The organism is Streptomyces sp. NPDC043896, from assembly GCF_056435605.1.
Genome location: NZ_JBWKEE010000012.1, coordinates 41,101 through 57,848 on the forward strand (window position 1 = coordinate 41,101; position 16,748 = coordinate 57,848).

Here is a 16,748-nt window from a genome sequence, read left to right on the forward strand (position 1 = left end):
AGGGCCTGGGCAAGCACCCCGGAGGGGCACCATGCAGTTTGGCCGCACCTATGAAGAGTTCACGGTCGGAGACGTGTACCGGCACTGGCCCGGGAAGACGGTCACCGAGTACGACGACCACCTCTTCTGTCTGCTCACCATGAACCACCACCCGCTGCACATGGACGCGAACTACGCGGAGAACACCACGGACTTCGGCAGGAACGTGGTGGTGGGCAACTACGTCTACTCGCTGCTGCTCGGCATGTCCGTGCCGGACGTCTCCGGGAAGGCCATCGCCAACCTGGAGATCGAGTCGCTGCGGCACGTGGCGCCGACCTTCCACGGCGACACGATCTACGGCGAGACCACGGTGCTGGACAAGACCCCGTCGAAGTCCAAGGACGACCGCGGCATCGTCTACGTGGAGACCAAGGGCTACAAGCAGGACGGCACCCTCGTCTGCGTCTTCCGGCGCAAGGTGATGGTCCCGACCGAGACGTACATCACGGCGCGCGGCGGCGAGCAGCCCGGCCGGCCTCAGCTGAAGGAACAGGGGAAGTAGCCATGGCACGACTCGCCCAGACCGCCGGGCTCACGGACGTCCAGCAGGAGATCCTCAAGACCGTCCGGGAGTTCGTCGACAAGGAGATCATCCCGGTCGCGACCGAGCTGGAGCACCGCGACGAGTACCCGCAGCAGATCGTCGACGGCCTCAAGGAGCTCGGCCTCTTCGGTCTCATGATCCCCGAGGAGTACGGCGGCCTGGGTGAGTCGCTGCTCACCTACGCGCTGTGCGTCGAGGAGATAGCGCGCGGCTGGATGTCCGTGTCGGGCATCATCAACACGCACTTCATCGTGGCGTACATGCTCAAGCAGCACGGCACGCAGGAGCAGAAGGACCACTTCCTGCCGCGCATGGCGCTGGGCGAGGTCCGCGGCGCCTTCTCGATGTCCGAGCCGGGTCTGGGCTCGGATGTGTCGGCCATCACGTCCAAGGCGGTCAAGGACGGCGACGAGTACGTCCTGAACGGCCAGAAGATGTGGCTGACGAACGGCGGCTCCTCGACCCTGGTGGCCGTTCTGGTCCGGAGTGACGAAGGACACCCCGAGGGCACGGCGCCCCACAAGTCGATGACGACCTTCCTCGTGGAGAAGGAGCCGGGCTTCGGCGAGGTCCGTCCGGGCCTGACCATCCCGGGCAAGATCGACAAGATGGGCTACAAGGGTGTCGACACCACCGAGCTCATCATGGACGGACTACGCATTCCGGCCAATCGGGTCCTCGGAGGCCAGACGGGCCGAGGGTTTTACCAAATGATGGACGGCGTGGAGGTCGGCCGCGTCAACGTGGCGGCGCGTGGCTGCGGCGTCGCACAGCGTGCTTTCGAACTGGGTGTCTCCTATGCCCAGCAGCGTCACACTTTCGGCAAGGCGATCGCCGAGCACCAGGCCATCCAGTTCAAGCTGGCCGAGATGGCTACCAAGGTCGAAGCCGCCCATGCGATGATGGTGAACGCGGCACGCAAAAAGGACTCCGGGGAACGAAACGACCTCGAAGCCGGGATGGCGAAGTACCTCGCCTCCGAATACTGCAAGGAGGTCGTCGAGGATGCCTTCCGTATCCACGGCGGCTACGGGTTCTCGAAGGAGTACGAGATCGAGCGCCTCTACCGGGAAGCGCCGATGCTTCTGATCGGTGAAGGAACCGCCGAGATCCAGAAAATGATCATCGGGCGACGCCTGCTCGAGGAGTACCGACTCCAGGGCTGAATGTCCCTTTTGCGGTGGATCATCCGATGATCCACCGCAGAAGAGTGACCATCAGTCACTGGCCGACGGCCATCGACTCGGCTTCTGGCTTGCCCAGTTGTTGCGCGCAACCGATAGCATTCCAGTAAAGCCGCCGTCCCGTCCCCCCGTTTGCGGCGCGGCAATCACCCGCTACGAAGGTCATCCATGCCCCACAGCCAAACCTCTGCACACCGCGACAGCCTTGCCGGCGCACGCCTCGCGCGCGGAGCATCGCCGTGGCTTCTGCCGACCGTCGCCACCGCGGCGCTCAGCCTCACCCGGGCCCGCAAGTCCGGACGCTGGGCCGCGGTGGCCGTGCCCGCCACCGCTCTCGCGGCGGGCATGCTGTGGTTCTTCCGCGACCCCGAGCGTGAGATCGCCCAGGGCCGCGTCATCTCGCCCGCCGACGGTGTGGTGCAGAGCATCATGCCGTGGAAGGACGGGCGCACCCGCGTCGCGATCTTCATGAGCCCGCTGAACGTCCACGTCAACCGCGCGCCCCTGGCGGGCACGGTGACGTCCGTGGAGCACATCCCCGGCGGGTTCGTCCCGGCGTTCAACAAGGAGAGCGAGAACAACGAGCGCGTCGTCTGGCACTTCGACACCGAGCTCGGCGACATCGAAATGGTGCAGATCGCCGGCGCCGTCGCGCGCCGCATCGTCCCGTACCTGCCGGCCGGAACCAAGGTGGAGCAGGGCGAACGCATCGGTCTGATCCGCTTCGGCTCCCGCGTCGACATCTACCTCCCGGAGGGCGTCGAGGTCGCGGTCGAGGTCGGTCAGGCCACCACCGCGGGGGTGACCCGAATTGACCGTGACTGACCCCGAGACTCCTGCCACCGGCTGGGTTCCCGAGTCCGCCGAGGAGGAGTCCGCCGAGGACGACATGCCGCTCTCGCTGCGGCTGTCGATAGCGGACACGCTCACCCTCGGTAACGCCACGTGCGGATTCATGGCGGTGTACTTCACCACCACCGGGATCCTCATCCCGCACCTCACCGGCAGCGGCGAGTCGGGCATGGCCCGGCACAGCGCGGCGACCGCGGTGATACTGATGCTGCTCGCGGCGGTCTTCGACCTCTTCGACGGCATCGTCGCCCGCAAGCTGCGCAGCTCGCCGATGGGCGCGGAGCTGGACAACCTCTCCGACCTGATCAGCTTCGGGCTGGCGCCGGCGTACTTCGTGCTGGTCTACGGCATGGTCGCCGACGACGCGCACCAGAAGATGTCGGCGCTCGCGGCGATCGTGGTGCTGCTGGCGGTCGTCCTGAGGCTCGCGAGATTCAGCTGCGTGACGATGAAGGACGGCATGTTCCAGGGCATGCCGAGCCCCTTCGGCGCCCTGACGGTGGTCTCCGTGGTGCTGCTGGAGCTGCCGTTCATCCCGACGCTGCTGGCGATCATCGGGGTGGCCTGGCTGATGGTGAGCCGGGTCGAGTACCCGAAGCCGCGGGGTGTCCTCGCGGCGGCGATGCTGAGCTGGATCGTCGGGGCGATGGGCCTCCTGGCGGCCTGGGCGTTCGACGCCCCGGGCGGCCAGCTGCTCCTGCAGACGGGCTGCGCGCTCCAGATCGCCCTCGCGGCGACGATCCCGCTGTTCGCGACGACCCGTCGCGCGAACACGTTCCGCCACAACCGGCGGGAGGCGCGGGCGGCGTCGCAGCTGCCGTAACGCTGCCGCTCGGCCGTACGCGAAGGCCCCGGGTGCCACTGGCCCCGGGGCCTTTCGCCTTTTCTGACGCGCCGCTCGCGCGGCTGCGCCGGGCTCCGTCCGTGGGGTGCGGGGACGGGGTCGGTGCGCCTGGCTGGTGCCGGTGGCGTGTGCGGGCGGTGTGCCGCTGCGCTGGGCTGGCCCCTCCCCGCCCTTCACCCGTTCTCGCCCTCAGTCGCCGGGCGCGGCTCAAGACACGGCGCTACCGCGCCAGCGCCTCAAACGCCGGCGGGGCTGTGTGCAGCCCCGCCGCCGTTTGGGGCGCTGGGGGCACCTCCCAGCGGTAGCCGGGGGAGGGTCCGGGGGCGGAGCCCCCGGCAAGGGGCCGGGGCAGCGCCACGGGGAACGGGCGAAGGGCGGGGCGGGGAGCGGCTCCGCGCAGCGGAACCCCCGCGGCCCCCGCCAGGGCTACGCTTGATGTCGGAAAACCGCCAGCCCCGGCCGGGGGCGGCCCGGGATGCTGGAGCCATGTACACCGACACCGACCGCTGCGTCAGGGCCGTGCAGTCGAAGGACGCCCGGTTCGACGGGTGGTTCTTCACCGCGGTCCGGACGACCGGCATCTACTGCCGGCCCAGCTGCCCGGCCGTGCCGCCCAAGGTCGAGAACATGAGCTTCCTGCCCAGCGCCGCCGCCTGCCAGCAGGCCGGGTACCGGGCCTGCAAGCGGTGCCGGCCCGACACCAGCCCCGGCTCCCCCGAGTGGAACGCCCGCGCCGACGCCGTCGCGCGCGCGATGCGGCTGATCCAGGACGGGGTCGTGGACCGGGAAGGGGTACCGGGGCTGGCGCTGCGGCTGGGGTACTCCACCCGGCAGGTGGAGCGGCAGCTCAACGCCGAGCTCGGCGCCGGGCCGCTGGCCCTGGCCCGGGCGCAGCGCGCCCAGACCGCCCGGCTGCTCATCGAGACCTCCGAGCTCCCGATGGGGGACGTCGCCTTCGCCGCCGGGTTCTCCTCGATCCGGAACTTCAACGAGACGGTGCGCGAGGTGTTCGCCCTCACCCCCGGTGAGCTGCGGCTGCGGGCGGGCCGGAAGGGGGCCGGGCGGGGCGGGCCGCGGATCCCGGGGACGATCAGCCTGCGGCTGCCGTACCGGGCGCCGCTCAACCCCGACAACCTCTTCGGGCACCTCGCCGCGACCGCCGTCCCCGGGGTCGAGGAGTGGCGTGACGGGGCCTACCGGCGGACGCTGAGGCTGCCGTACGGCTCCGGCGTGGTCGCCCTGGCCCCCGGCCCCGGCCACATCGGCTGCCGGCTCGCGCTGACCGACCTGCGGGATCTGACCATCGCCATCAGCCGCTGCCGCTGGATGCTCGACCTGGACGCCGACCCGGAGGCCGTTGACGACCGGCTGCGCACCGATCCGCTGCTGGCCCCGCTCGTGGACAAGGCGCCCGGGCGCCGGGTTCCCCGGACCGTCGACGCGGCGGAGTTCGCCGTACGGGCGGTGCTCGGGCAGCAGGTGTCCACCGCGGCCGCCCGGACCCACGCGGCCCGGCTGGTGACCGCGTACGGGGAGCCCGTCGAGGACCCCCACGGCGGGCTCACGCACCTGTTCCCCTCCCCCGCAGCGCTGGCCGGCGTCGACCCGGAGACGCTGTCGATGCCGCGCAGCCGCCGCACCACCCTCACCACCCTCGTCACGGCCCTGGCGGACGGCTCGCTGCCGCTCGGCATCGACAGCGACTGGGAGGCCTCCCGGGCCCGGCTGTCGGCGCTGCCCGGCTTCGGCCCGTGGACCACCGAGGTCATCGCGATGCGGGCGCTCGGCGACCCGGACGCCTTCCTCCCCTCCGACCTGGGGGTCCGCAAGGCCGCCCGGGGGCTGGGGCTGCCGTCCACGCCCGCCGCCCTCACCGCCCGTGCGGGCGGCTGGCGGCCCTGGCGCGCGTACGCCGTCCAGTACCTGTGGGCCACCGACTCGCACCCGATCAACCACATGCCCGTACCGCAAGGAGCACCGTCGTGAAGAGCGTGAGCAGCGTCAGCAACAAGGTCCAGACCGTCGTCGACAGCCCGTACGGGCCGCTCACCCTGGTCGCCACGGACGGGGTCCTCAGCGGGCTGTACATGACGGGCCAGCGGCACCGGCCGGCGGAGGAGTCCTTCGGCGAGCGGGTGGCGGACTCCGAGGAGCCGTTCCCCGAGGTGCGGCGGCAGCTGGCCGGGTACTTCGCCGGCGAGCTGACCGAGTTCACCCTGCCGGTGCGGCTGGAGGGCACCGCGTTCCAGCGCAGCGTCTGGGAGCAGCTCGTGCGGATCCCCTACGGGCAGACGTGGTCGTACGGGCGGCTGGCGGCGGAGCTCGGCAAGCCGAACGCGTCTCGCGCGGTCGGCCTGGCGAACGGGAAGAACCCGGTCGGCATCATCGTGCCCTGCCACCGGGTGATCGGCGCCTCGGGCTCGATGACCGGGTACGGCGGCGGCATCGAGCGCAAGGTGCGGCTGCTGGAGTTCGAGAGCGGGGCCGCGGCGCGGTAGGCCGGATCCCCCGGGAGTCAGATCACCACGAGCGGGACGAGCAGCGCGAAGCCGGCGCCGGCTTCGACGGCGTAGGCGTAGAGGGACGGGTGCTGGACGGGGGCGGCGAGCAGGACCACGCCGTTCTGGGTGGCGGCGGCCTTGATCCAGTCCTCGTCGGCGCCGAGGCGGCCCTGGTACCAGCCCTCGCAGGCGCCGGGGCCGGTGACGGCGAGGACGTCGTCCTCGCGGCGGTAGAAGGCCTGCCAGCCTTCGGCGGGCGCGGACCAGCCCTCGAAGTCCTCGAAGGCGGACCAGCCGCCCTCGCGTATCGCGGTGTCGAACAGCCAGATCGGCATCCCCTCTTCGGAGACCTCGCCGCCCGACTGTTCGTCGGTGGTGAAGTGGACCATGGGGAGGGCGTCGGGCCCGTCGGCCGTGCTCGGCCAGGCGTACATCGTGATCATCTGTTGATTCTGCCCTGGTCGGAGGAGTCCAAGTACGCGGGGTTCAGGCGGCGCTGGGCCGCCGGCCGTTCTCCAGTTCCACGGTGCCCTCGCCCGACTCCAGGACCCGGTAGGCCTCTTGGGTGCGCAGGCCGAGGGATCCGAGGAGGTGGCCGGTGAGTTCGCCGGGCTCGACGAGCTTCCAGGAGAGCAGTTCCTCCTCCTGGAGCTTGATGGAGGCCAGCTGGGCGGCGTCGAGCACGCCTCCGTCGTAGAGGTAGGCGACGAGCGGCGGGCGGCCGGCGCCGAGGCTCCAGTCGACGGCGAGGAGCCGGCCGAGGGGGAGGTCGAGGCCGATCTCCTCGGCGCTCTCGCGGCGGGCGGCCGTACGGGGTGATTCGCCGGTGTCCGATTCGACGGTGCCGCCCGGCAGGGCCCAGCCCTCGCGGTAGTTGGGCTCGACGAGCAGGACCCGGCCCTGTTCGTCGCGGAAGAGCGCGGCGGAGCCGGCCAGCACCCGGGGCAGGCTCGCGATGTAGGTGGCGAAGTCATCCGTGGTGGTCACGCGGCCACCCTAACCGGCGGTCCGGCCCGCGGTACCGGGCGGGCCCCGCCCCGTCACACCTGGGTGTCGCCGCCGTCCTCCCGGTCGCGGCCCCGGGCTTCGGCGACGCGGCGCAGCCGGGGGTGGCGGGTCTGGCCCTGTTCGGTGATGGCGTCGCCGACCATGGCCTTGACGGCGTCCCGCAGTCCGTGGAGGGCGGGGTGGCGGGCGGGGCCGGCGCCGGGGTCCTCGCGGAGTTCCTTCAGCAGCGCCCAGCACAGCAGCAGCATGACGACCGCGAAGGGCAGGGCGACCAGGATGGTCGCGGTCTGGAGGGATTTCAGGCCGCCCGCGACGAGCAGGACGGCGGCCACGGCGGCCATCAGCACGCCCCAGGTGACGACGAGCCAGGTGGGCGGGTGCAGGGAGCCCCGGCTGGTGAGCGAGCCCATGACCAGGGAGGCCGAGTCGGCGCTGGTGACGAAGTACGTCATGACGAGGGCCATGGCGACCCAGGAGGTGAGGGTGCCGAGCGGGAGCGCGTCGAGCATCGCGAAGAGGGAGGCCTCGGCGCCTTCCCTGACCTTGGCGGCGAGGTCTGCGGCGCCCGTGGAGTCGAGGCGGATGGCGGTGCCGCCCATCACGCAGAACCAGACGACGGTGGCGCCGCTGGGGACCAGCAGGACACCGACGAGGAACTCGCGGATGGTGCGGCCGCGCGAGATGCGGGCGATGAAGGTGCCGACGAAGGGGGCCCAGGAGAGCCACCAGGCCCAGTAGAAGATCGTCCACGCGCCGAGCCAGGCGCTGTCGGTGAAGGCGCCGGTGCGGGTGGCCATGGGCAGCAGTTCGTGCAGGTAGCTGCCGACGCCGGCGGGGATGACGTCGAGGACGTAGACGGTGGGCCCGAGGACGAAGACGAAGAGCATCAGGGCGGCGGCGAGCACGATGTTGATGGTGCTGAGCCACTTGACGCCCTTGTGCAGGCCGGAGAAGGCGGACAGCACGAAGGCGGCGGAGAGCGAGGTGATGATGACCAGCTCGACGCCGGTGGAGTCCTCGATGCCGGTGGTGATGTTCAGGCCCTTGGAGACCTGGAGGGCGCCGAGGCCGAGGCTGGTCGCGGTGCCGAAGACGGTGGCGAAGACGGCGAGCAGGTCGATGGCCTTGCCGGGGCGGCCGTCGGCCCGTTCCGCGCCGATGAGGGGGACGAAGGCGGAGCTGAGGCGGTTGCCGCGGCCCTTGCGGAAGGTGGCGTAGGCGAGGGCGAGGCCGGCGATGCCGTAGATCGCCCAGGGGGTGAGGGTCCAGTGGAAGAAGGAGTAGTCCAGGGCGGCGCGGGCGGCGTCCCCGGTGCCGGGGGCGGCGCCGCTGGCGGGGGGCGGGTTCAGGTAGTGGGTGAGGGGCTCGCCCACCCCGTAGAACATCAGGCCGATGCCCATGCCCGCGCTGAACATCATCGCGATCCACGCGAGGTTGCCGAACTCCGGCTCGGAGTCGTCGGCGCCGAGCCGGATCCGGCCGAAGCGGCTGATCGCGAGGACGACGCACATGACGAGGAAGACGTCGGCGGCGATCACGAACAGCCAGGCGAAGTTGTTCAGCACCCAGGCGAGGGCGGTGGAGGAGGCGGTGTCGAAGGAGTCCTTGCCGAGGGCGGCCCAGCCGACGACGGCGAGCACGGCGACCACTCCTACGGTGACGACCCCGAGGTCGGGAGAGTCGTCCGCCGGTCCGCCGGGGCCCTCTCCCGGGGCATCCGGACGTGGTTGTTCCAGTGATTCCGCGCTCATGCGGCCACACTATGCAGGCGTATATCCGTATTTAGGCGTATGGCGCGCCGCATGTGGCCCAGGCCACTCATGGGCATAGGAGGATCCTCCGGATAAGCTCATGGTGGCGCGACCGCACTGTTCGATAGCAAGGGATAGCAAGGTGACGGACGGAGCAGTAACTGAGGCCGCGCGCGTGCTCATCGCCGCGGACAAATTCAAGGGCTCGCTCACGGCCGTTCAGGTCGCCGAGCGGGTGACGGCCGGCCTTCGCAGGGCCGTCCCGGACGTGGAGGTCGAGACCCTCCCCGTCGCGGACGGCGGCGACGGCACGGTCGCGGCCGCCGTGGCGGCCGGTTTCGAACGCCGGGAGGTACGGGTCACCGGACCCCTCGGCGACCAGGTCACGGCCGCTTTCGCCCTGCGCGACGGCACCGCCGTGGTCGAGATGGCGGAGGCCTCCGGGCTCCAGCTGCTGCCCGCGGGCACCTTCGCCGCGCTGACGGCGACCACCTACGGCTCCGGCGAGCTGCTGAAGGCCGCGCTGGACGCGGGCGCGCGCTCGATCGTCTTCGGCGTGGGCGGCAGCGCCACCACCGACGGCGGTGCCGGCATGCTGGCCGCGCTGGGCGCGGTGTTCCTGGACGCGAACGGCGAACCCGTCGGTCCGGGCGGCGGCGCGCTGGCACAGCTGGCGTCGGCCGACCTGTCCGGGATCGACCCCCGCTTCGCGGAGGTGGACTTCGTCCTGGCCAGCGACGTGGACAACCCGCTGACCGGCCCGAAGGGCTGCGCGGCGGTCTACGGCCCGCAGAAGGGCGCCTCGCCGGAGGACGTGGCGACGCTCGACGCGGCGCTGGCGCACTTCGCGGTGGTGCTGGAGAAGTCGATCGGCCCGAAGGCCGCCGAGTGCGCGGTGCTCCCGGGCGCGGGCGGTGCGGGCGGCATCGGCTACGGGGCGCTGCTGCTCGGCGCGACGTTCCGTCCCGGCATCGAGCTGATGCTGGAGGTGCTGGGCTTCGCCCCGGCGCTGGAGCGGGCCACGCTGGTCATCACCGGCGAGGGCTCCCTGGACGAGCAGACCCTGCACGGCAAGGCCCCGGCCGGTGTCGCGGCGGCGGCGCGGGCGGCGGGCAAGCCGGTGGTGGCGGTCTGCGGGCGGCTGCTGCTGGGGCAGGAGGCCCTGGAGGCGGCGGGCATCCGCAAGGCGTACCCGCTGACGGACCTGGAGCCGGACCCGGCGAAGTCCATCCCGAACGCCGGGCCCCTGCTGGAGCGCGTCGCGGAGAACATCGCCGCCGAGGTCCTCTGACCCCGGCCGCGTACGGCCTTGAGGCCCGTCACCCCCGCGCGGGGGTGGCGGGCCTCGCCGCTTCCCGTACGGAGCCGGTCCGCCTCCGGGGCTACGGGGTGTGAGCCGTCCGCGCGGCGTCGAGCAGCTCGGCCGTGGTGACCACGCGGGCGAAACCGCCGCCCTGGAGGTTCACGGCGGTGGCGGCGGCCAGCTCGCCGGCGGTCAGCGACAGCCCGGCCGGGCCGGCGAGGTCGAAGGTGTGGGTGGCGTCCAGCGGCAGCAGCACCTGGTAGCCCAGGTTCCCGGCCATGCGGGCGGTGGTCTCGACGCACATGTTGGTCTGGATCCCGGCGACGACCAGCTGGCGGATGCCGCTCGCGTCGAGCCACCCGGCCAGGTCCGGGGTGCCGTAGAAGGCCGAGTTGACGGTCTTGGTGACGAGCAGGGCCTCCTGGCCGCGCCGTTCCTCGACGAAGTCCTTGAAGGCGTGTCCGGGGTGGTCGGGGGCCAGGACGGAGCCGGGCCGCGAGGCGTGCCGCACGAGGACGACCGGGCGGCCGGTGTCGTGCCAGGCGTCCATGAGCGCGGCGATGTTCCCCTCGGCGGCCGGGTTGTCGCGCTTCCCCCAGAAGGCCGTGTCGTCGAAGCCCTTCTGGACGTCGATCACGAGCAGGGCGCCGTCGGCTGCGATCTCGATCGCGTTCTCTGTCATGGCTCCATCGTGTGCGCCCGGCCGTACCCGCCCCAGGGGCCACGGGACCGCGAACCGATGGGATCCTGCCAGACTGGCAGGACCGCCGCTCCGGGGTCTGGCACAGTGGCCGCATGCAGCGCGTCGCGATCGTCGCCCAGCCCGGGATCCGCAGCTTCGACCTCGCCGTCATCACCGAGGTCTGGGGCCCGGACCGCAGCCGCACCGGGGTGCCCGCCTTCGAGCTGCGCCGCTGCGCCCTGGACGACGGGCCGATCGCCCTGCCCGGCGGGCTGACCCTGATGCCCGACCGGGGCCTGGACTGGCTGGGACGGGCGGACCTGATCGTCGTACCGGCACTGGCCGAGCCCGCCGACCCGACGCCCGAACCGGTCCTCGCCGCCCTGCGCGCGGCGCACGCCCGCGGTGTTCCGGTGGCCGCGCTCTGCGCCGGGGCCTTCGTACTCGCCGAGGCGGGCCTGCTGGACGGGCGCCGGGCGGTGACCCACTGGTGGCTGGCCCCGCAGCTCGCGGCGCGCTACCCGGCGGTGCTGGTCGAGGAGGCGCCGCTCTTCGTGGAGGACGACGGGCTGTGGACCTCGGCCGGGGTGGCCTCCGGCATCGACCTGTGCCTGCACCTGGTGCGCGAGGCCCACGGCGCGGAGGCAGCCGCCGCCATCGCCCGCTCGATGGTGACCGGCCCCTTCCGCACCGGGGACCACGCCCAGTACCTGGACCGGCCCACGCCGGCGGCGGACCGTACCACCGAGGCGCTGGCCGCCGTACGGCAGCAGGCCCTGCGCCGGCTGCACGAGCCGCTGGACGTGGCCACGCTGGCCCGCTGGGCGGGGATGTCCCCGCGCTCCTTCGCCCGGCACTTCACCGCCGCCACCGGCACCACGCCGCACAAATGGCTGCTGAGCCGCCGCCTGGACGAGGCCCGCAAACTCCTGGAGCGCACCGACCATCCGGTGCCCGAGGTCGCCCGGCGCGCCGGGTTCGCCAGCGAGGTCACCTTCCGCCAGCACTTCGGCGCCTCCTTCGGACTGAGCCCCCGCGCGTACCGGGCGGCCGCGGCCAGCGCTCCCGCGCGCGGCGACAGTGTTAGAAATGGCTCATGACCGGACGTTCGGGTCGGCACAGGGAGACGCGGCCGGCGAGCCTGCTCGCGCGCCTCTCCCTGGCCCGGAACAGCATCGCCGGCCAGGTGTTCTCCGTCACCGCCGTCATCGTGCTGCTGCTGATCACCGCGGCCGCGCTGGCCCTGGTGTTCCAGGCCCGCTACGACAGCGAGCGCGGTGCCCGCGACCGCTCCCTGGCCGCCGCCGAGGCCTTCGCCCACGCCCCCGGCCTGCCCGCCGCCCTCGCCTCCCCCGACCCGACCGCGGCGCTGCAGCCGCTGGCCGACGGCGCCCGCCGCGCCTCCGGGCTGGACTTCGTCGCCGTCATGACCACCGACGGGATCCGCTACACGGACTCCCGCCCCGAACTGATCGGGCGGCGCGCCACCGGCGACCTCGCCCGCGCGGCGGCCGGGGAGTCCTTCACGGAGGTGTTCAAGGGCGACCCCAGTGACGCCGTCCGCGCCGTGGTCCCCGTACGGGACGCCCGGGGCACCGTGGTCGGGCTGGTCGCCACCGGCATCGAGGTGGAGAACGTCGGCAACGCCGTGGAGAAGCAGCTGCCGCTGCTGATCGGCGCGGCGGCGGGCGCCCTGCTGCTGGGCACCGGCGGCGCCGCCCTGGTCAGCCGGCGGCTGCGGCGCCAGACGCGGGGGCTGGGCGCCGTGGAGATGGCCCGGATGAACGAGCACCACGAGGCGGTGCTGCACGCCGTGCGCGAGGGGGTGCTCATCGTCGGCGCCGACCACCGGCTGCTGCTCGCCAACGACGAGGCCCGCCGGCTGCTGAACCTGCCGCCGGACGCCGAACAGCGGTACGTCGGCGACCTCGGCCTGGACCCGCGCACCACCGAGCTGCTGCTGTCGGGTCGGGTCGCCACGGACGAGGTCCACCTGGCGGGTGACCGGCTCCTCGCCGTCAACGTACGGCCCACCGAGCCCTTCGCCGGGCGTCCGTCGGGCAGTGTCACCACCCTGCGCGACACCACCGAGCTCGCGGCGCTGTCCGGGCGCGCCGAGGTGGCCCGGGAGCGGCTCCAGATGCTCTACGAGGCGGGGGTGCGGATCGGCACCACCCTGGACGTGGTGCGGACGGCGGAGGAGCTGTCGGAGGTGGCGGTGCCGCGGTTCGCGGACTTCGTCACCGTCGAGCTGCTGGAGCCGGTGCTGCGCGGGGACGAGCCCTCGCCGGGGACGGGGGTGCACACGCGGATGCGCCGGGCGGCGATGAGCGGGAGGCGCACCGACCAGCCGCTCCAGCCGGTCGGGGACGTGATCCGCTTCGAGGTGCCGACGGCTCCGATGGCGGCGGCCCTGGCGGCGGGGCACGCGGTGCTGGCGGCCGACCTGCACGCGGCGATGGGCTGGCGGGCCCAGGACGAGCCGGGGACGAAGCAGGCCCTGGACTACGGGTTCCACTCGCTGATCTCCGTACCGCTCCAGGCCCGGGGGGTGGTGCTGGGGATGGCGAACTTCTGGCGTGCGGCGGACACCCCGGAGGCCTTCGACGAGGAGGACCTGTCCTTCGCGGAGGAGCTGGGGACGCGGGCGGCGGTCTCCGTGGACAACGCCCGCCGGTTCACCCGCGAGCACGCCACCGCGGTGGCCCTCCAGCGGAGCCTGCTGCCGCGGGTGCTGCCGGAGCTGAGCGGGGTGGACGTGGCCTTCCGGTACCTGCCCGCGCAGGCGGGGGTGGGCGGGGACTGGTTCGACGTGATCCCGCTGCCGGGGACGCGGGTGGCGCTGGTGGTGGGCGACGTGGTCGGCCACGGGGTGCACGCGGCGGCGACGATGGGCCGGCTGCGGACCGCCGTGCACAACTTCTCCACCCTGGACATGCCGCCCGACGAGCTGCTGGGCCACCTGGACGAGCTGACGGCCCGGATCGACCAGCTGGAGAGCGGCGCCCCGGACGACGACGGGAACCCCGGCGGCACCGGCCTCGCCGAGGGGGCGGAGGAGCCGCCGGCCGGCATCACCGGCGCGACCTGCCTGTACGCCGTCTACGACCCCGTGTCGGGGCAGTGCACGATGGCCAGCGCCGGCCATCCCGGGCCGGCCCTCGTGCATCCGGACGGGCGGGTGGAGTTCCCCGAGCTGCCCACCGGGCTGCCCCTGGGGGTGGGCGGGATGCCCTTCGAGGCGGCGCGGCTGGTGCTGCCCGAGGGGAGCCGGCTCGTGCTGTTCACGGACGGGCTGCTGGAGGACCGCGACCGGGACTTCGACACCGGGCTGGCGCTGCTGACCGAGACCCTGGCCCGGCCCGGCCGCAGCCCCGAGCAGGCCTGCTCGGACGTGCTGGCGGCGATGCTGTTCCCGGTGCCGGGCGATGACATCGCGCTGCTGGTCGCCGACACCCGGCGGCTGGAGGCGGGCCGGATCGCGGAGTGGGACGTGCCCGACGACCCGGCGGCCGTCTCGCGGGTGCGCCGCGAGGCCGCCGCGCAGCTGCGGGAGTGGGGTCTGGAGGAAGCTTCCTTCACGGCCGAGCTGATCCTCAGCGAGCTGATCACCAACGCGATCCGCTACGGGGGCGAGCCGATCCGGGTCCGCCTGCTGCGCGACCGGGCCCTGATCTGCGAGGTCTCCGACGCCAGCAGCACCTCCCCGCACCTGCGGTACGCGGCCACCACCGACGAAGGGGGCCGCGGCCTGTTCCTGGTGGCGCAGTACGCCGAACGGTGGGGCACCCGTTACACGGAGCGCGGCAAGGTCATCTGGGCGGAGCTGTCGCCGTCGGGCGGCGCGGAGGCCCCGCTGCCGCTCGCGATGGACCTGGACGCCCTGGAGGACCTGGCCTGGTGAGGGGTGAGGGCCTCCGCCCTCACGCGGTGCGGACGGTACGGGCCAGCAGGACGGCCACGTCGTCCGGGGGCGCCTCAGGCAGCAGCCGGCCCAGGATGCCGTCGCAGAGCTCCTCCAGCGGCCGGCCGGCGTGCCGCAGGGCCCGCGCGAGGTGGTCCATTCCCTCGTCGAGGTCCCGGTGGCGGCATTCGATCAGCCCGTCGGTGTAGAGGGCGAGCAGGCTGCCGGGCGGCAGGGGGACCTCCTCCGTGCGGAAGTCCCGGCCGCCGGTGCCCAGCGGGGTGCCGGAGGGGCCGTGGAGGAAGGAGACGCGCCCGTCCGGGGTGGCGACGGCGGGCGGCGGGTGGCCGGCGCGGGCGACGACGCAGCCGCCGGCCACCGGGTCGTGCACGGCGTAGACGCAGGTCGCCATCTCGTCCTCGCCGAGGTCGGCGACCACCGCGTCGAGGGAGCGGAGCATCCGGGCGGGCGGCACGTCGTGGCGGGCGAGGGTGCGCACGGCCGTGCGCAGCTGGCCCATGACGGCGGCGGCGTGGATGCCGTGGCCCATGACGTCGCCGATGACGAGGCCGGTGCGGCCGCGGGGCAGCTGGATGACGTCGAACCAGTCGCCGCCGACGTCGTGCTCGCTGGCGGGCAGGTAGCGGCCGGTGAGTTCCAGGCCGGGCACCTCGGGGAGGGCGCTGTTGGTGAGGCTGCGCTGGAGGGTGAGGGCGGCCTGGCGCTGGCTGGTGTACATCCGGGCGTTGTCGATGTTGAGGGCGGCCCGGGCGACGAGTTCGTCGATGAGGACGCAGTCCTGCGCGTCGAAGGGCTCGCGGGAGCGCAGCCGGGTCACGGCCACGGCCCCGAGGACCTTGCCGCGCGCGACCAGGGGCACCATGCGGGCGCATCCGAGGGTGGCCAGGTAGTCGCGCAGGGCGCCCGCGCGCGGGTCGGTGATCAGTGCGGGGATGTCGGAGACGTAGAGGTTCATGGGCACGCCCTCGGCGATGACCCGTTCGTAGACGGTCCCGGCCGGGATCTGGAAGGTCTGGCCGGGCGCGAGGCGGGCGGTGGGGGCGGCGGGGTCGGGGAAGGTGGCCGCGAGCCGGCGCAGCACCCCGTGGGTGGAGGCGGCGGCGACGGCGCTCTCGTCGGGGTCGAGTACGGACTCCAGGAGCTGTACGTCGGCCGAGTCGGCGAGCTGCGGGACGAGCAGGTCGGTGATCTCCTGGGCGGTCTGGCGCAGGTCGAGGGTGGTTCCGATGCGGGCTCCGGCCTCGGCGAGGAGGGCGAAGCGGCTGCGGGCGCGTTCGGCCTCCAGCAGGGCCCGCTGGCCCTCGGTGATGTCGATGAGGGAGGCGATGAGGCCGAGGGGGCGGCCGTTGCCGTCGAGCAGCGGGGCGTAGGAGCAGGACCAGGTGCGGTCCTGGTCGGGGCAGGCGGGGGTGCGGCCGGTGCGGCGCACGTCGACGACGGCGGTGCCCTGTTCGAGGACCTGGCGCATGGTGGCTTCCAGGGCGGTGGCGTTGACGCCGGGGACCACCTCGGTGAGGCGTTTGCCGAGGTGCTCGGCGGCGGAGACGCCGTTCATCCGGGCGAGGGCGTCGTTGACGCGCAGGAAGCGCAGGTCGGGACCGAGGGTGGCGAGGCCGATCGGGGACTGGGTGAAGAGGCTCTGGAGGGCGGCGAGGGAGTCCCGCATCCGCAGGACCTCGGAGGTCTCGACGGCGATGAGCATGGCGCCCCTGCGGCCCTGGGGGTCGGCGGCGGGGACGATCCACATCTCCATGGCCACCCGGTGGCCGTCCCGGTGGCGGACGGGCAGGGTGCCGACGACGGTCTCTCCGGCCTGGACGCGGCGGGTGAGGTCCTCGGCGAGCTCGCGGTTGGCCTCGGGGACGAGCACGGCGGTGCCGGGGCGGCCGAGGATGTCCTCGGGACGGTGTCCCAGCAGGTCCTGGGCGGCCAGTGACCACTCCACGACCCGGCCGTCCGCGTCCTCCCGCCACAGGGCGATCGGGAGCAGTTCGCGCAGGACGCCCGCGTACCCGACCGCCGCCGTCGGCGGATCGGGCACCTTGCTCGTCGACTGGTAAGTGTCCAATGCACCGACCTCACCCCGAGGGGGCCTGATTCGTACCGATTCAC

The 16,748-nt window shown here is 73.0% G+C and carries 14 protein-coding genes; 9 read left to right on the top strand and 5 right to left on the bottom strand.

Annotated elements, in window-relative coordinates; all coding sequences use genetic code 11:
- Positions 1–31: 31 nt before the first annotated feature.
- From AC069X_RS19010 to AC069X_RS19035, 6 genes are all read left to right on the top strand, one after another.
- Positions 32–544, top strand: a complete 513-nt coding sequence (locus tag AC069X_RS19010) for a MaoC family dehydratase (protein ID WP_478729743.1) — start codon at positions 32–34, stop codon at positions 542–544.
- A gap of 2 nt (positions 545–546) precedes the next feature.
- Complete coding sequence (locus AC069X_RS19015; RefSeq protein WP_362472370.1) at positions 547–1,752, top strand: acyl-CoA dehydrogenase family protein; 1,206 nt, start codon at positions 547–549, stop codon at positions 1,750–1,752.
- Between the two features lie 186 nt (positions 1,753–1,938).
- On the top strand, positions 1,939–2,595 hold the full coding sequence (locus AC069X_RS19020; RefSeq protein WP_478729744.1) for a phosphatidylserine decarboxylase: 657 nt from the start codon (positions 1,939–1,941) through the stop codon (positions 2,593–2,595).
- Complete coding sequence (gene pssA, locus AC069X_RS19025) at positions 2,582–3,445, top strand: CDP-diacylglycerol--serine O-phosphatidyltransferase (RefSeq protein WP_478729745.1); 864 nt, start codon at positions 2,582–2,584, stop codon at positions 3,443–3,445. The genes AC069X_RS19020 and pssA overlap by 14 nt, the downstream gene beginning before the upstream one ends.
- A 507-nt stretch (positions 3,446–3,952) precedes the next feature.
- A complete protein-coding gene (locus tag AC069X_RS19030; protein ID WP_478729746.1) occupies positions 3,953–5,452 on the top strand; it encodes an AlkA N-terminal domain-containing protein in 1,500 nt (499 codons plus the stop codon).
- Positions 5,449–5,964 (top strand): methylated-DNA--[protein]-cysteine S-methyltransferase, encoded by a 516-nt coding sequence (locus tag AC069X_RS19035; protein WP_478729747.1) that lies wholly within the window; start codon positions 5,449–5,451, stop codon positions 5,962–5,964. Before AC069X_RS19030 ends, AC069X_RS19035 begins: the two co-directional genes overlap by 4 nt.
- A 17-nt stretch (positions 5,965–5,981) precedes the next feature.
- On the opposite strand, the gene AC069X_RS19040 is transcribed toward AC069X_RS19035, so the two are convergent.
- From AC069X_RS19040 to AC069X_RS19050, 3 genes are read right to left on the bottom strand one after another with little or no spacing between them, the layout of a single operon-like run.
- Positions 5,982–6,410: a hypothetical protein gene (locus AC069X_RS19040; protein WP_478729748.1), complete on the bottom strand. Its 429-nt coding sequence runs from the start codon at positions 6,408–6,410 to the stop codon at positions 5,982–5,984.
- Positions 6,411–6,453: 43 nt separating this feature from the next.
- Entirely contained in the window at positions 6,454–6,954 is a 501-nt protein-coding gene (locus AC069X_RS19045) for an NUDIX domain-containing protein (protein WP_478729749.1), read from the bottom strand.
- Between the two features lie 53 nt (positions 6,955–7,007).
- On the bottom strand, positions 7,008–8,726 hold the full coding sequence (locus AC069X_RS19050; RefSeq protein ID WP_478729750.1) for a BCCT family transporter: 1,719 nt from the start codon (positions 8,724–8,726) through the stop codon (positions 7,008–7,010).
- A 175-nt stretch (positions 8,727–8,901) separates the two neighbouring features.
- On the opposite strand from AC069X_RS19050, the gene AC069X_RS19055 reads away from it, so the two are divergent.
- Positions 8,902–10,017 (top strand): glycerate kinase, encoded by a 1,116-nt coding sequence (locus AC069X_RS19055; protein WP_478729751.1) that lies wholly within the window; start codon positions 8,902–8,904, stop codon positions 10,015–10,017.
- A gap of 91 nt (positions 10,018–10,108) precedes the next feature.
- On the opposite strand, the gene AC069X_RS19060 is transcribed toward AC069X_RS19055, so the two are convergent.
- Complete coding sequence (locus AC069X_RS19060) at positions 10,109–10,711, bottom strand: cysteine hydrolase family protein (RefSeq protein WP_478729752.1); 603 nt, start codon at positions 10,709–10,711, stop codon at positions 10,109–10,111.
- A gap of 113 nt (positions 10,712–10,824) precedes the next feature.
- Here AC069X_RS19060 and AC069X_RS19065 point away from each other — a divergent pair, with 113 nt between their 5' ends.
- Positions 10,825–11,811 (top strand): GlxA family transcriptional regulator, encoded by a 987-nt coding sequence (locus AC069X_RS19065; protein ID WP_478729753.1) that lies wholly within the window; start codon positions 10,825–10,827, stop codon positions 11,809–11,811.
- On the top strand, positions 11,808–14,615 hold the full coding sequence (locus tag AC069X_RS19070; RefSeq protein WP_478729754.1) for a SpoIIE family protein phosphatase: 2,808 nt from the start codon (positions 11,808–11,810) through the stop codon (positions 14,613–14,615). The genes AC069X_RS19065 and AC069X_RS19070 overlap by 4 nt, the downstream gene beginning before the upstream one ends.
- A 19-nt stretch (positions 14,616–14,634) precedes the next feature.
- Here the strand turns inward: AC069X_RS19070 and AC069X_RS19075 are convergent, their stop codons facing one another.
- Positions 14,635–16,704, bottom strand: a complete 2,070-nt coding sequence (locus AC069X_RS19075; RefSeq protein ID WP_478729755.1) for a SpoIIE family protein phosphatase — start codon at positions 16,702–16,704, stop codon at positions 14,635–14,637.
- Positions 16,705–16,748 lie beyond the last annotated feature (44 nt).